Source organism: Exiguobacterium sp. s160, assembly GCF_018617575.1.
GTDB classification, from domain to species: Bacteria; Bacillota; Bacilli; order Exiguobacteriales; family Exiguobacteriaceae; genus Exiguobacterium; species Exiguobacterium aestuarii_A.
This window is the reverse complement of the sequence record NZ_JACSKK010000002.1, coordinates 281,266-294,872: the sequence shown is the minus strand read 5'-3', so window position 1 is coordinate 294,872 and position 13,607 is coordinate 281,266. Positions and strand designations below refer to the sequence as shown.

Genomic DNA, 13,607 nt, shown 5'->3' with positions numbered 1-13,607 from the left:
TCCCCTCGTTTTTTAGTACACACTGTTCAAGACAGCGTTGATTTCGTCCGCGTAACGAACGAAGAAGTATACATTCACTGCGAGAGAGAATAAGACGAGGAAGAGACCGAACTGTGCTTTGACCCGATTTCGATTCCAGTAGTAGAAGACGGACAAGAGCACTGCCAGTCCTACGAATAGAGCGATGACTTCAACGATTCCCCAGACGATGTCCTTGGATAAAAACATGTCGACGATTGTCATGACGACATAGATGAAAACGACAATCCCCATAATCACGACTAAAATAGCTAAAATGATGCTAATCCAATCCGAGCTAACTGCGTCAATTAGGTTTTCAACTGCCATTTCGTATTCGCTCACAACCGTTCCTCCTTTCGAGAGATTGCATAACTATACATCCATTACCCTTTTTTGCATTTCTAAAATCAAGGTTTCACTGGTGAATGGATGAATGAGGGAAGTGGAATTTTAGAAACGATTGCCACGACCGCAAATACATAGAGCCAACTATTCGGTGGGAAAAAGAGTACAAGTAATACGATGATGGCCAATGGTTGTCGCATTGCCGTGGCGAGTAAAGCACTCGTCGTCAGAACGACCGTAAACGTCATATCGAGTTCGAACAAGAGGCTGAAAAAATAACCGAGCGTGAACGAAGAGAAGAGCAGCGGATAAATATGCCCACCGCGCCATCCCGTCGCTAGACAGAACGCCGTAAAGAGCAGTTTCAATACACTAAATAAGAGAAGGGTGTAGAGCGGAATCAGACTCCATTCGTCGATATACTCAAGAATCGTTTCTTCTCCAGAGAAGAGGAGGTCCGGATAAAGAAGAGCCATGATCCCGATTCCGACGCCACCGAGTGTCGTGAGGATTAGAATAGGCACGTTTGAGAAGAGGCGCATCAATGCATGTTCACTGACCAAGTAAAGCCAGCCGAGAACCATGCCGCCAAGAACAATCCATAACATCCTCCAATCGATCTGGACACTTTCAATCGCGGGAAATTTAATGATGAACGGTGGACGCTCGTCAAGTTGGTTGAGTAAATAAAACGTCCCGATTCCGGCGAGTGTCGCAAGCAGGTTCAGTATCGGTTGCTTTTTCTGCTCGCTTTCTTCCGCCGCAATGGCACCAAATAGTGGCGCGTTGAAGACAATCCCGAGCACGACGGCATGACCGACTTCTTGTAATTCCCCTAGCTCTTGACGGACGTAGCGAATACGCTCCGAGAACCATGTCGTGAGTCCGCCGACGATGCCGACGAGCGCTGCCTCGGGACCGAGACTTGCGCCTCCGATGAGAACGAGGAGGGCGGTCAGTGTCGTAAATCCGATCAAACGATAGTCAATGCGTCCCGTTCCTTTTCGTTCTTCTAGCACCTCAGGCATGAGACGGGGCATTCGCCCATACCGACGTTGCAACAGACCGATGCATACACCGGCGATGACCGGGACAAGAAACACATAAAAAGGAAAATCAAATTGCTCAGGTACCGTATGCCACACAACATGAATCCCTTTATAAACAACGGATAAGAAAAGCCAACTTACTAAACCGATGATGATTCCAAGTACGATGGCATAGCCACTGACAATCCATGATTTCATCTACATCTCCACCTCTTTCGCTCACGTCGACCTTCTATAATATGCTATCTCCTGAACACATCAGACCGAAACCTAAAAATCGATGAAACGATTTAGAAGTGATAAATGGGCGCTGTTCACCATGGGAAATAAAAAAGTGCAGGCACTCGATGAAGTCGATGCCCACACTTGGAATAAAAATCCGTGCTTATGCTGTTTTGATGACGTGCTCTTTTGCAGGAACCGGTTTTCCGAAGAGATACCCTTGGGCCAAGTCAAAGCCGAGTTCACGACACACATCGGCTTCTTCGATGCGCTCGACACCTTCGGCGAGAAGTGTGATTCCCATCGAGTGGGTCAACGCACGCACTTTTTTGAGGAAGTCCCGCTTTTCGGCGTCTTCATCGCAAAACGAAACATACGAACGGTCGATTTTGACATAGTCCGGTTCGAGTCGTTTCAACATATCGATGGTCGAGAAGCCTGCACCGACGTCGTCTAACGCAACTTGCATCCCACGCTTTTTATATGTAGAAAATACGTGCTGTAAATGATCGACGTCATGTACCTTTTCCGTCTCGACGACTTCAAAGATGAAGCGATCCGGGCTCAGTTGATATCGGTCGATGATGTCGAACGTATGCTGGAGGCAATAGTCCGGGTTGTAAATCGTTGACGGTAAGAAGTTGATGAATGTCTTTTGGTGAGAGGCGACGGCTTCGTATGTCGCTTTAATCGCCTCAGCACGAGCTCTTTGATCGAGCTTCGAATGAAGACCGAAACGGTTTGCCGTCCGAAATAAATCAAAAGGCGAGATGTTGGCTTCGCTACGGAGGAGCGCCTCATACCCGAACGTTTCCGTAGAATCGAGGAAGATGATGGGTTGGAGGTAACTCTCGAACGTTCCGTGTTGAATCTGTTCAATGATATGCCGATGTGCAAGTTGATCTTTTAGCGCCTCGACCTCAAGCGGCGGGGTCTGACGGTTCGATGCAGGATCGACACAATATACCGTTCCGTTTGCTTGTGTGAGGAGTGCATCTAGTTCTTCAAACGATGTATATGGGTATTCCTTGAATGTTGTGACGAGCATCCCTTGAGCAATCAAAGGAATTATTGTATTACAAGAAGCGCAGGGTGACCACATACTATTCCACCTTTCCATTTAAAATTGGTTCATTCAGTATATCGGTCACGTCTCACAAAAAACTCACATTCGGGAAGCATTCTTCAAAAAAATCGTGCAAAATGGGTACAGGTTTTGTATACTTCCTATCGTATGATTAAGAAGCGCCTCAAAACGCCACTCGCATACGAACAACTTTTTGAACAGAAAGGGGTTCTATCGATGGACCAAAAATTAAAATTATGGTTTACGGAGCACCAAACAGAAGATTACGGGATCACGTTCCGTGTAAACCACGTTTATGAGAGCGAACAAACGGAGTTTCAACGACTAGAAATGGTCGAAACGGACGAGTTCGGAACGATGTTGTTACTTGACGGGATGGTCATGACGACGGATAAGGACGAATTCGTCTATCACGAGATGGTCGCACACGTCCCACTCTTTACACACCCGAATCCAAAGCATGTGCTTGTTGTCGGTGGGGGAGACGGTGGTGTCATCCGTGAAATCATGAAACACCCATCAGTTGAAAAAGCAGTTCTCGTTGATATCGACGGGAAAGTCATTGAATATTCGAAGAAATACTTGCCGAACATTGCCGGTGAACTTGATAACCCACGCGTTGAAGTCATCGTCGGTGACGGTTTCATGCATATTGCGAAGTCAGAGAACGAGTACGACGTCATCATGGTCGACTCGACAGAACCGGTCGGACCAGCAGCGAACCTCTTCACAAAAGGATTCTATGCAGGAATCTCGAAAGCACTCAAAGAGGATGGCATCTTTGTCGCACAAACGGATAACCCATGGTTCACACCAGAACTCATTCAAACGGTTCAACGTGACGTGAAGGAAATCTTCCCAATCACGAAACTATACACAGCGAACGTTCCGACGTATCCGAGCGGTATGTGGACATTCACAATCGGTTCGAAGAAGTATGATCCGGAACAAGTATCGGCTGAGCGTTTCCATGACATCAAAACAAAATACTACACGCCAAAGCTTCACAACGCGGCGTTCGTTCTTCCGAAATTCGTGGAGGATTTGACAAAATGATCAAACGTTTTGATGAAGCATACTCAGGTAAAGTGTTTATCGCTAGTCTCCCAGAGGTGACAGAGGCGAAGACGGTTCTTTACGGGATGCCGATGGACTGGACGGTCAGTTTCCGCCCAGGTTCACGTTTCGGTCCGAACCGAATTCGTGAAGTGTCGATCGGCCTTGAAGAATACAGCCCGTATTTAGACGGTGATTTGGCAGATGCGGCGGTATACGATGCAGGGGATATCCCACTTCCATTTGGGAACGCACCGAAGTCGCTCGACCTCATTGAGGCGTTCGTAAAAGATGTCGTCAAAGCAGGCAAGTTCCCACTCGGAATGGGTGGCGAACACCTCGTCACATGGCCGATCATCAAAGCGATGCACGACGTGTACGGCGACGACTTTGTCATCATCCACTTGGATGCGCATACGGACCTTCGGGATGAGTATGAAGGCGAGCCACTCTCGCACTCGACTCCGCTTAAAAAAGCGGCAAACTTGATTGGACCATCGAACTGCTACTCGTTCGGAATCCGTTCAGGGATGAAAGAAGAGTTCGAGTGGGCACGTGAAGTCGGCTACAACATGCATCAATTTGAAGTCATCGAGCCACTCAAGCGCGTCTTACCAACACTCGCTGGGAAAAAAGTATATGTCACAATCGACATCGACGTTCTTGACCCGTCAGCAGCACCTGGGACAGGCACACAAGAAATCGGCGGCATCTCGACGAAAGAATTGTTAGAAGCGGTACACGCCATCGCAAACGCAGACCTCGACATCATCGGTGCAGACCTTGTCGAAGTGTCACCGGCATACGATCAGTCGGATATGACGGCCATCGCGGCAGCAAAAATTCTTCGTGAGATGATGATTGGATTCGTGAAGTAAATGCGGAAAAAAGGTCAGCTGGAAATGGAACTGAGCGCCCGGATCACCCAATGGGAAAAAGAATACTTGGGTCGTGGGTCATTGACGTGTAAGGCAGACCTGCTTCGGGACCTCGCCATCGTCACACTCCAAGGTGTGTTGACGCCGGCCGAGTATGACTTGGCCACCAAGTCGTCAGGTCGCGAGCAATTGAAGAAATACCGCAACAATCTCGTTGAATCGGGGCGGAGCCAACTTGAAACGATTGTCGGGCAAGTGCTCGGCCGTTCGATTGTTTCGCTCCACACGGACATCAGTACGAAAACAGGGGAGCGTCTCATCGTCTTTCGGTTGGACGCACCTTGGGATCAAACCGATTGACAACGGAACGTCGACTTTTTAAAATGAAATTCAGAGACGTGAGAGGAGCGAATGGACGAGTCGTCACGAGGCGTGCTTTCGAGATCTTCTTACGGAGCTACTGAACAATTTAATCAACCGACAGTTGTCGGCCTGACGGAGCGAATAGTCGAGCCGTCGGCATACAGCGCACGCCTTCTTTAGGTGTGCGCTTTTTTGTCGCCAAGGAGGAACATGTATGGATCTGTTTTTATTTTTACTGACGAGCGCTCCCGTGCTTCTATTTGTGACGGGTGTGATTGCTGCAGTCGGGAAGTCGAACTTGAAGATTCCCGATTCACTGAGCACGACGCTCAACATTTACTTACTACTAGCCATTGGATTAAAAGGTGGGATGGGGCTCGCCTCGGTCTCCCTAGAGGAAATTGCCCTACCGTTGACGGTGACACTATTGATTGGAATTTTATTGCCGATACTCGCGTTTATTGCGGGAGGTCTTCTGAAATTCAGTTTCCATGAACGGATTGCCATGGCTGCGACGTTTGGTTCCGTCTCACTCGTAACTTATGTGGCCGCATCGACGCAGCTTGAGCGACTTGGGGTTGGATATGAGCCGTTCATGACGACATTGGTCGTCGTGCTTGAAATCCCTGGATTGATTGTGGCGTTGCTGTTGTACAACCAAACACAGGTGATGGGGATCACGGCGACGTCGAGTAAGACAAATTCGCTGTCTGTCCTCCGGGATAGCTTATTTTCGAAGAGCATCCTACTCATGTTGGCAGGTCTTGTGGTCGGACTCGTGACTCCAGATGCGACTCCGCTCAAACCGTTCTTTGTGGACTTGTTCCCAGGGGTGTTGCTCCTCTTCTTATTAGGATTGGGGGTGAAAGTCGGACAACAGTTGAAGACGGTACCAACGTATGGGCTGAAATTCGTCGCGATGGGGATGTTATTCCCGTTGATTGGGGCACTTGTTGGCTTTTTGGCGGCGGGTGTCGCTGGTCTTTCGGAAGGAGGAACGATACTTCTTATGACATTAGCTGCGAGCGGTTCATACATCGCCGCGCCTGCGATGCTACAAGCCTCAGTCCCTGAAGCGAAACCGTCCTTTTATTTGACTCTCTCCCTTGCGGTCACGTTCCCCTTCAACTTGTTGATTGGCATTCCGTTGTATATTGCAATCGTCACATGAAAAAGCACCGACTCTTCCCGAGTCGGTGCTTTTGTGTGTGTTGTGCATCACTGCGTCACTTTTTGCGCTTCCATACATTTAAGAGCGGCCGTCCAGCTTCCAAAGAGGACGTTAATCGTCGATGTACTGGGTACGTTTCGTCCTTCCGCCCATTTTCGATAATGAAGGATGCTGAAGTGAGACAATTCTTTTTTCGCAAGCCGGAGGGCTTCGATTACATCTTCCTCATCCCATTTTCGTTTTGGAGGAGCGATGTCCAGCACGAAAAGAGCATAGCTCCAAGAACCATACTTTCTGGCGATTGTCGCAACGGTCGGATAGCCTCGTTCCTGCGCCCACACGGCATAATGCTGAGACGTAAGGCGTTCGAGTTCTTCCGATGCTTCGATTAAGGCTTGGATAATCCGTTCCTCACTATTTTTTGCGGCCGTTGTTTGAAGTTTGGCTTCCCGAAGTGCGTTCGACCAAGAACCAAAACGACTGCTGATGAGTGTGAGAGAAGGCGATCGTGTCACTTTTGACCATTCTCGGTACGTTTGACTCGTGAACAGCGTGAGCTCTTCTGCAGCTTTGTTTAATGCACGTAGAATATCTTCGTCTGAATAATAATGAAACGAAAGCTTAATTTGTGCCGCAACGAGGGCTTCACGCCACGAACCAAATTGGTGGATGACGGTTGAAAGGGAAGGGACATTTTTGTCTTGAGACCAAACGCTATATTGTTTGGAATCGAGTTCTGCATATTCTTGGGCAGCCAACTGCAAAGCTTGTACGATTTGAGGTCTTGTCCATTTTTTCATCTTGGTGTCTCTCCTTTTGTGTGAACGCTCACGGGCGTCTCAGAGGGTCTCTTGGTGTGAATGAACATGTATGTTGTCAGATTGGTCGTACAGAAGTCAAACAGCGATGCGTTACGGGTACCTCCTTTTCATTCAAAACACAGTTGTCAACAACATCCAATTTTATTTGGTATGTTCTTTCCATTCCCGCTTAAGAGAAAATTATTCATTATGTGAAAGAAAAGATGAGAATAACTTCGTAAACTTATTTGTTACAGCGATTTCATTAATAACAAAAAGCTCGTATTATCCTTAAATTTGTTACAACGACTCGGGTAGTTTACTAGCATCAACGCATTCTTCGCACACCATACCCAACACGATTACACAACTTAGACATTTGGAGGTGCTAAAAACGATGGCTACACTCGTCAACGTATATCGAAGAAATCGCAGAAATCTCCTGTTTTTCTGCGTCGATATCGCAATCGTTTCAATCGTCTTATATATGACGTTTGATATTTTATTTTCGAAAGTGATGCCGTACACTGCGACGACGTATGATCTGTTGCTGATGGTGTTCATTAAGATGATCAGTTTTATGCTCGTCGGGGCGCATTTGAAAATTCATCGCATCGACTGGCGGTACGCTTCAATCCATGAAATGAAACAAGTAACCATTGCGTTGATTAGCAGCGACTTGATTCTATTCGCCTACAATCAATTTCAATTTGGTCGCGGGCTCGGTGTCATGATTGCGGTTCAAGGACTGCTGGCATTCAACATGATTTTATTTACTCGCTTTTTGGCCCGCCATCACGTTTTGCATACATTCAAACCGTATGCTACCCCACAAGGACGGAAAACACTCATTATCGGGGCGGGGAACTCTGGGCAGCTCATCGTACGTGAGTTGAAAGAGTATCGGACGAACGTACTTAACGTAGTTGGAATTCTTGATGATGATCCGATGCTCGAATCGTTATACGTACACGGGGTTCCGATTCTCGGAACGACAGACGATTTAGAACGGATTATAGAGGAGCAAGGAATCGAAGTCGTCATTTTCTCTATCCCGAGTCTAGCACACGCGAGACGCATCGAATTGTTGAAACGGATTGAAAAGACTGGCGTTGAATCACATGCACTCCCGATGTTGTCTGAACTTGCAACGGGAAATGTGTCGATCAATGAAATCCGTGAAGTGAAAATCGAGGATTTGTTAGGTCGAGAACCGGTACAACTTGATATTTCAGGCATCTCGAAACACGTGGAAGGAGCAACGGTCCTCGTGACGGGAGCAGGAGGATCAATCGGTTCGGAACTTTGTCGTCAATTGATCAAGTTTAAACCTGCTGAGATGATTCTTCTTGGACACGGTGAAAACAGTATTTATTTAATCGAAAAAGAATTAAACGGACTCGGGCTTGAGACAAAACTTCATCCAGTCATCGGGGATGTACAAGACCTAGAGCGCCTCGAACACGTCTTTCAAACGTATCATCCAGATATCGTCTATCATGCGGCAGCGCACAAACACGTTCCATTGATGGAAGACAACCCTCTTGAGGCGGTGAAAAATAACATCTATGGCACAAAGAATATGGTCGATGTGGCTTCGAAATATCGGGTCGATCGATTCGTCATGGTATCGACCGATAAAGCGGTCAATCCAACGAACGTCATGGGGTCGACGAAACGGATTGCAGAGATGATCGTTCAGGAAAAAGCTCGCTCAAGCAATACGATTTTTGCTGTCGTTCGATTCGGTAACGTTCTTGGTAGTCGTGGTTCGGTCGTTCCGCTCTTTAAGGATCAAATTGCCCAAGGGGGGCCAGTCACGGTAACGGACTCGGAAATGACACGTTACTTCATGACCATTCCAGAGGCGAGTCGACTTGTCATTCAAGCGAGCGTATTATCCCGAGGTGGAGAAATCTTCGTACTGGATATGGGAGACCCTGTCAAAATCATTGATTTAGCTAAGAAGATGATTGAACTTAGTGGATTCACCATCGAACAAATTCCGATTGAAGTAACCGGAATTCGCCCAGGTGAAAAGTTATACGAAGAATTGTTGGCTACGAATGAACTAGATCCAAAGGCGAATGTTTTTCCGAAAATTTTCGTCGGTTGCACCCGTCCCTTCACATCGGTCGGCCCAATCTTACGGTTGATTGAACACTTCCGACAGAACGGTCCAGCATTGACAGACGCTTTGCTGTTCGTCGCAAACAGTGACGACATTGATCGTGATCTGCAACGTATTTTTGCAAGTGGCTTCGAATTTATCCCTGCCCAGCAAGTGCATATCCGAGTCGTCGATGGAAATTAAAGGGGGGAGTGCAATGGATCGTGTCATGGTGGTTGGTGTGTCCACATTCAAAGGTTTTCACCTTGCTCGACGGTTATTAAAGGAAGGATATGAAGTGATTGGGATTGATGACGAAGGAGAAACGAAAACACAACTTGCGAGACAACGGCTATATGTCTTATCTCACCCGTTGTTTCATCTCATTCAAACGGATGTCGCACATAGACCAAACATGCGTCAAATCGCGACCATGTATGAACCGAATCACGTCATCTTGTGCAGCGGGTCATCGAATGTGTATCAACATCGAAAAATAGAACGTTATGAACAAGTAAAACAGCTTGTTACGAATCAAAAAAATCGAATGACGATTCAATCGTTTATCACGTTTGACCTTCCAGTCGAATACACTCGGCATTCCTCCTTAGCCCTTCATATTGTTACAGAAGATGTATACGGACCTTGGGATGATTCGACGACGTTGTTCTCAAAAGCGGTACTTGCCATCGATCAAGGACATCGTATGGTCGGATACTATGCAACGGATATTGTAAAAGCCTCTTATATCGATGATGTGGTCGAAACCGTCGTTCGCGTCATTCGATTGGTTCAGTCAGGATTGTCGCTTGTCGGGCAGTTCCGAATCGATGCCTCGGATTATGTACACGTCCAAACGCTGCTCACGGAAATCGGACACCAGCTACATCGACCTGTCCATGTATCTCTACCGATGCGTGACCATGTCTTTCAAGAAACAGATTTGCCTACGCTAGAAGTAATGATTGGATTTCGACCGCTCACCCCGCTGCATGAAGGGTTAAGGAAGACGCTTGAATGGTACGACACTTATCAAACGATGATGAAGGAGGACATGAGCACATGAATATTTTATTATCAAAACCGCACATGTCCGGACGAGAGATGGCATATGTAGAGGAAGCATTCGCAAGTAACTGGATTGCGCCACTCGGTCCGAACGTCAACGCCTTTGAGGAAGAGCTTGGGAAGTACGTTGATCATACGCATACGCTCGCGACGAGTTCTGGCACAGCGGCGCTCCATCTCGCGTTGTTGACGTTAGGAATCGAAAGAGGAGATGTGATTTTTTGTCAGTCACTAACGTTTGTCGCTTCGGTCAATCCGATTCTTTATGTCGGAGCAACACCTGTATTCATCGATTCAGAGAAGGAAACGTGGAACATGTCACCGGAAGCATTGCGAAAAGCATTGGTTCAAGCCGCTACGAAAGGAACATTACCGAAAGCGGTCATCGTTGTTCATCTATACGGGGTGGTCGCGAAAATCGGCGAAATTCGTCAAATTTGCCAAGAGTTCGGGGTGGCATTGATTGAAGATGCTGCGGAATCGCTCGGAGCGACTTGGCAAGGGCAGATGACCGGTACGATTGGAGATATCGGATTCTATTCGTTCAATGGGAACAAAATTATTACCACGTCCGGTGGAGGGATGTTATTGCTAGGCTCTGACAGTCAGCGCCAATATGCGTTGAAACTCGCAACGCAGGCAAGAGAGAACGTTTTACATTACGAGCATGAAGAAGTTGGTTACAACTATCGCTTGAGCAACGTGTCAGCAGGAATCGGTCGTGGACAGCTAGAGGTCATTGAACAACGAGTCCGAGCGCGACGCAACGTTTTTCGTCGATATGCACAAATGTTTTCAGAGATTGATGTCACGTATCAACAAGAAATTCCATTCTCTCGTGCGAATCGTTGGTTGACCGCCATGCAACTCGGACGAGACATCGCAAAACGCGATCAGTTGATTCAACAGTTAAACGATGCAGGGATTGAATCACGACCAGTCTGGAAACCGATGCACCTACAACCGCTCTATCGAGACGCCGAATATGTCACGGTGGATGGGGAAGACGTGAGTCGTCACTTATTTGAAAACGGCATTTGCTTGCCATCGAGTTCGAGCTTGACGATTGGCGAACAGCAGAGAGTGATTCAGGCCGTGCTAGATACACGCCATTTCGTAAAAGAAAAAAGCGTGTAAGGAGGAAATGAAATGAAAACGGAAGCAGAGATCATCCAAGCGCTTCAAACGGCGGCATCTCTGACTCCATCTCTCACAGTGACACAATATCAACGATGGAGCCAAGGACAAAATGCTCCCACGTTTCTAGATATCTTGCATGTCTATGGGACATGGACGAGTGCGTTGAAAGCATCAGGGTTACTTGAGGCGAGACGATATGAGGCGCAAGAAATCATTCTCGCGCTCCGTATCGCCTTAAAACAAGAAGGTCGGTTGACGAGTGCTCATTATCGACAATGGGCTGAAGACAAAGATGTTCCCTCCATTGGTGATATTATTACCCATTTTGGGTCTTGGAGTCTGGCGATTAAAGCAGTGGACCGCTTAGAAGAACAACACTTCACGGTTCAACCAGAACGCGAGAAAGTAGAGATGGTTCAAGCATTGTTCGAAGCGTATCGTATATTAAAGCCATTTAATGCAATCACGTATCAAAAATGGGCAAAGCGGTTTCGGAAACCGAGCGTCGCAAAAGTGTCGAGGCGCTTCGGATCATGGAAACGTGCGCTTGATGAACTAGGAATTTATGAAACGGAATGGAAAGGAAGGGAGTGAATCATATGAATGGGGCGTTTGTCATCTCACTAGACTTCGAACTGAACTGGGGAACATTCGATGCAGTCGCGTTGGGGGACTACAGTGAAAATATTTTAGGTGCTCGTCAAGTCGTGCCTCGTTTACTGGAATTATTTACGACATACGGCATGCATGTGACATGGGCGACGGTAGGATTTCTATTTTTTGAATCGAAAGCTGAACTACTTCGTCATTTACCGACACGTTTACCAAATTATGTTCATCCCGAGTATTCCTCATATGAATGGTTAAAGCAGGTAGGCGAAGATGAGCAAACGGATCCTTACCATTTTGGAAAATCGTTAGTCGATCAAATTATGAAAACCCCACATCAGACGATTGGGACCCATACGTTCTCACATCTATCTTGTCTAGAAGAGGGGGTCACGCTTGAAGCGTTCAAATCCGATATTGAAGCGGCGAAACGAGTAGCGGCGTCTCATAACATAACCATTCAAAGCATCGTTTATCCACGTAATCAATCAAGTGAAGCATTCCATCAAGCCGCAGGTATGCTGGGGATTGAAGTCTATCGTGGGAATGAACAACATCGGATTTATCATCCGGATGCTCGGGGAGACGAAAGCCTATTCCGACGTGCGGTTCGGTTGCTTGATACGTATATCAATTTGACAGGCCATCATACATCTACATGGAATGCCATACAACAGTCTCATCCATACAATGTGCCGTCGAGTCGTTTTCTTCGTCCATATTTCCCATCCTTACGAATGGTTGAATTCCTCAAACTCCGTCGTATTAAGCAAGGGATGACACAAGCTGCCAAACGGGGTGAGTTGTATCATTTATGGTGGCATCCTCATAACTTCGGAAAGAATATTGAACAAAATGTAGATATGCTTGAGGCTATTCTCAAACATTATAAAGTGCTCGAGAAAGAGTACGGGTGGATGAGTTTGTCGATGGAAGAGGTAGCTGAGCATTGTCATCAACAGACCCAAGTCTCGCAACAAGGACACGGCTAATTAATCCAATGACGGAGGTGTCATCGATATGGTTCGACCGATTGTTCTGCTGATTAGTGAGCATGAAACGTCTAAGCATATTTATCACGCTATCCGCGATTTAGGCGTGACACATGTCATTCAAGAAGACGGTCCCACTGAACATCGACCGCAGTCGCTCAAACAGTGGATGACTCATCTATATATTCGATGGGCGACGCCATTTATGAAATGGACGAGTCAAGCGCGTATTCGAGAAGTGAGAGAGCGTTATCCATTACAGGATTCTCCGATTCCTCCTCATCACCTCATCCATGTCTCATCCTTGAACGATGACAAAACGCTCATGTGGCTCGAACGACTTGCACCGAAGTTGCTCGTGATTCATGAAACCGGTCCAATCGAGTCGAGTCGTTTGAACCAGTTGTCATGCCCCATCATCACCGTTCGTCCATCGATGGCGGAAGGGCAGCTACAAGCCTATTGGGCGATTCAATCTGTGCCTTCTTTTTGTGAGGCGACGCTCGAACAATGGACGACACAAGGATGGCGCGTTCTCGATCGGGCGGTCATCTATAAAGGCGGAAGCGACAATTTTGCCACCTATCCTTATTTACAATTGACCACGGTCTTGCCGATGTTGCGCCGATACATTGAAACGCTGGATCACGCGCGACCGAACCGTCGACAGACCAAAGTCCAAGCCTGAGGCTTGGA

Annotated in this window: 14 protein-coding genes; 10 read left to right on the top strand and 4 right to left on the bottom strand. The window is 47.1% G+C overall.

The window, feature by feature from the left end; all coding sequences use genetic code 11:
* Positions 1–12: 12 nt before the first annotated feature.
* From KNO86_RS07360 to KNO86_RS07350, 3 genes are all read right to left on the bottom strand, one after another.
* Positions 13–363 (bottom strand): hypothetical protein, encoded by a 351-nt coding sequence (locus KNO86_RS07360; protein WP_214694660.1) that lies wholly within the window; start codon positions 361–363, stop codon positions 13–15.
* A 65-nt stretch (positions 364–428) separates the two neighbouring features.
* Positions 429–1,613 carry a chloride channel protein gene (locus KNO86_RS07355; protein WP_214694658.1) on the bottom strand — a complete coding sequence of 395 codons (1,185 nt, stop codon included), beginning with the start codon at positions 1,611–1,613 and terminating at the stop codon, positions 429–431.
* A 187-nt stretch (positions 1,614–1,800) separates the two neighbouring features.
* Positions 1,801–2,685 carry an EAL domain-containing protein gene (locus KNO86_RS07350; protein WP_251126951.1) on the bottom strand — a complete coding sequence of 295 codons (885 nt, stop codon included), beginning with the start codon at positions 2,683–2,685 and terminating at the stop codon, positions 1,801–1,803.
* Positions 2,686–2,940: 255 nt separating this feature from the next.
* On the opposite strand from KNO86_RS07350, the gene speE reads away from it, so the two are divergent.
* The 4 genes from speE (at position 2,941) to KNO86_RS07330 (ending at position 6,192) form a co-directional block, all read left to right on the top strand.
* Positions 2,941–3,780, top strand: a complete 840-nt coding sequence (gene speE / locus KNO86_RS07345; RefSeq protein WP_214694654.1) for a polyamine aminopropyltransferase — start codon at positions 2,941–2,943, stop codon at positions 3,778–3,780.
* Positions 3,777–4,658, top strand: coding sequence for an agmatinase (gene speB / locus KNO86_RS07340; protein WP_214694652.1), 882 nt, complete (start codon positions 3,777–3,779; stop codon positions 4,656–4,658). Before speE ends, speB begins: the two co-directional genes overlap by 4 nt.
* Positions 4,659–5,018, top strand: a complete 360-nt coding sequence (locus KNO86_RS07335; RefSeq protein WP_031422162.1) for a Na-translocating system protein MpsC family protein — start codon at positions 4,659–4,661, stop codon at positions 5,016–5,018. It begins immediately after the preceding gene.
* 217 nt (positions 5,019–5,235) lie between these two features.
* Positions 5,236–6,192: a sodium-dependent bicarbonate transport family permease gene (locus KNO86_RS07330; protein WP_214694650.1), complete on the top strand. Its 957-nt coding sequence runs from the start codon at positions 5,236–5,238 to the stop codon at positions 6,190–6,192.
* A gap of 47 nt (positions 6,193–6,239) precedes the next feature.
* On the opposite strand, the gene KNO86_RS07325 is transcribed toward KNO86_RS07330, so the two are convergent.
* Positions 6,240–6,992: a homing endonuclease associated repeat-containing protein gene (locus tag KNO86_RS07325; RefSeq protein WP_214694643.1), complete on the bottom strand. Its 753-nt coding sequence runs from the start codon at positions 6,990–6,992 to the stop codon at positions 6,240–6,242.
* 397 nt (positions 6,993–7,389) lie between these two features.
* On the opposite strand from KNO86_RS07325, the gene KNO86_RS07320 reads away from it, so the two are divergent.
* From KNO86_RS07320 to KNO86_RS07295, 6 genes are read left to right on the top strand one after another with little or no spacing between them, the layout of a single operon-like run.
* Positions 7,390–9,306 carry a polysaccharide biosynthesis protein gene (locus KNO86_RS07320; RefSeq protein WP_214694636.1) on the top strand — a complete coding sequence of 639 codons (1,917 nt, stop codon included), beginning with the start codon at positions 7,390–7,392 and terminating at the stop codon, positions 9,304–9,306.
* A 13-nt stretch (positions 9,307–9,319) separates the two neighbouring features.
* Positions 9,320–10,168, top strand: coding sequence for an NAD-dependent epimerase/dehydratase family protein (locus KNO86_RS07315; RefSeq protein ID WP_214694630.1), 849 nt, complete (start codon positions 9,320–9,322; stop codon positions 10,166–10,168).
* Positions 10,165–11,307: an aminotransferase class I/II-fold pyridoxal phosphate-dependent enzyme gene (locus tag KNO86_RS07310; RefSeq protein WP_214694629.1), complete on the top strand. Its 1,143-nt coding sequence runs from the start codon at positions 10,165–10,167 to the stop codon at positions 11,305–11,307. The genes KNO86_RS07315 and KNO86_RS07310 overlap by 4 nt, the downstream gene beginning before the upstream one ends.
* Positions 11,308–11,319: 12 nt before the next feature.
* Positions 11,320–11,904, top strand: coding sequence for a hypothetical protein (locus KNO86_RS07305; RefSeq protein WP_214694627.1), 585 nt, complete (start codon positions 11,320–11,322; stop codon positions 11,902–11,904).
* A 5-nt stretch (positions 11,905–11,909) separates the two neighbouring features.
* Positions 11,910–12,911, top strand: a complete 1,002-nt coding sequence (locus tag KNO86_RS07300) for a polysaccharide deacetylase family protein (RefSeq protein ID WP_214694618.1) — start codon at positions 11,910–11,912, stop codon at positions 12,909–12,911.
* Between the two features lie 28 nt (positions 12,912–12,939).
* Entirely contained in the window at positions 12,940–13,599 is a 660-nt protein-coding gene (locus KNO86_RS07295; RefSeq protein WP_214694616.1) for a hypothetical protein, read from the top strand.
* Positions 13,600–13,607: the final 8 nt, after the last annotated feature.

Excerpts from the sequence above, each read along its gene's own strand:
- KNO86_RS07355 (WP_214694658.1), bottom strand. The coding sequence starts at position 1,613 with ATGAAATCATGGATTGTCAGTGGCTATGCCATCGTACTTGGAATCATC.
- KNO86_RS07350 (WP_251126951.1), bottom strand. The coding sequence starts at position 2,685 with ATGCTCGTCACAACATTCAAGGAATACCCATATACATCGTTTGAAGAA.
- speE (WP_214694654.1), top strand. The coding sequence starts at position 2,941 with ATGGACCAAAAATTAAAATTATGGTTTACGGAGCACCAAACAGAAGAT.
- speB (WP_214694652.1), top strand. The coding sequence starts at position 3,777 with ATGATCAAACGTTTTGATGAAGCATACTCAGGTAAAGTGTTTATCGCT.
- KNO86_RS07335 (WP_031422162.1), top strand. The coding sequence starts at position 4,659 with ATGCGGAAAAAAGGTCAGCTGGAAATGGAACTGAGCGCCCGGATCACC.
- KNO86_RS07330 (WP_214694650.1), top strand. The coding sequence starts at position 5,236 with ATGGATCTGTTTTTATTTTTACTGACGAGCGCTCCCGTGCTTCTATTT.
- KNO86_RS07325 (WP_214694643.1), bottom strand. The coding sequence starts at position 6,992 with ATGAAAAAATGGACAAGACCTCAAATCGTACAAGCTTTGCAGTTGGCT.
- KNO86_RS07320 (WP_214694636.1), top strand. The coding sequence starts at position 7,390 with ATGGCTACACTCGTCAACGTATATCGAAGAAATCGCAGAAATCTCCTG.
- KNO86_RS07315 (WP_214694630.1), top strand. The coding sequence starts at position 9,320 with ATGGATCGTGTCATGGTGGTTGGTGTGTCCACATTCAAAGGTTTTCAC.
- KNO86_RS07310 (WP_214694629.1), top strand. The coding sequence starts at position 10,165 with ATGAATATTTTATTATCAAAACCGCACATGTCCGGACGAGAGATGGCA.
- KNO86_RS07305 (WP_214694627.1), top strand. The coding sequence starts at position 11,320 with ATGAAAACGGAAGCAGAGATCATCCAAGCGCTTCAAACGGCGGCATCT.
- KNO86_RS07300 (WP_214694618.1), top strand. The coding sequence starts at position 11,910 with ATGAATGGGGCGTTTGTCATCTCACTAGACTTCGAACTGAACTGGGGA.
- KNO86_RS07295 (WP_214694616.1), top strand. The coding sequence starts at position 12,940 with ATGGTTCGACCGATTGTTCTGCTGATTAGTGAGCATGAAACGTCTAAG.